Origin of the sequence: Cohnella sp. GCM10027633 (genome assembly GCF_042675445.1) — a bacterium.
Lineage (GTDB): Bacteria > Bacillota > Bacilli > Paenibacillales > Paenibacillaceae > Cohnella.
Window position 1 is genome coordinate 1 of record NZ_JBHTGV010000040.1, and the last position, 892, is coordinate 892.

At 38.0% G+C, this 892-nt stretch carries 1 protein-coding gene; it reads right to left on the reverse strand.

Going from position 1 to position 892, the window contains the following annotated elements:
* Nucleotides 1-131: 131 nt before the first annotated feature.
* Complete coding sequence (locus ACFQZG_RS27565) at nucleotides 132-626, reverse strand: DUF6756 family protein (RefSeq protein ID WP_378157959.1); 495 nt, start codon at nucleotides 624-626, stop codon at nucleotides 132-134.
* Nucleotides 627-892: the final 266 nt, after the last annotated feature.

The window sequence follows — 892 nt, forward strand, 5'->3', positions numbered from 1 at the left end:
TCTTTGACGAATGCTTTCACCTGATCTTTGTTAAAGCGCGCCACTTGTGTCATCCTCTCAAACCAACCTTTCTCTTAGTTTATTTCATATTGGTTTGAGAGTTTACACAAAAGATTTTACAGACTCAGTTATCATTCACTGAATATCTTATCTTTATTGTTCTGCGCGTAAGATTTCATTTGTTCAATGACTTCTTGTCCATTTAGATGAACAATTTCATGATGATCTTCACAGATCAGCCATTGATATTTCTTTGACACTAGGTAGTATTCATTTAGATGACATAACTCAGGAATCAATTCAAAAATGAGATCCTTCTCTCCCTCGTAAGCCCACATCTTGTCATTTATGTCCTCTACAATAAACCAGAATACATCATCTTCTATTATCTCTCTTATATATTGAAATGGTTGATCAATAAATCTCATTGATAACTTTGGTTCTTTAAGCTTGTTCCATCCCCAATGCAGACCATGAGTATAATGAGCCTTAACTAAAAAGCGGTTCTCAATATTGTTTATGATTTCTTTCCATTGGTCTTTTCTAACTTCAAAAAACTTCTCTCTATTTATTTGAAACCTTTTAATTGATTCTTCGATTTCTAATCGAATTGAAAAAGAGTTCATATTAACTCCTCGCAACGATCTTTGTTATTTATCGAATTGCTCGTATTTCACATAACGTTATTGTATTCACGACGTCCCACCGACTTAAGGTTCCGCCAGGAACCGGCTGCGCTTGCGCAGTTAGTCGGTGCGGATGTGTCCGGCTGATTCTGCTTCCCGAAACTGAAATGCCTCTCCGACTCTTCTTCTAACTTCGTGCCGGACCGAGGGCGAATGCCCGATGCGTGAATATGGTGTTATCTGATGCCGGTGTCTTCTTCGAGCTA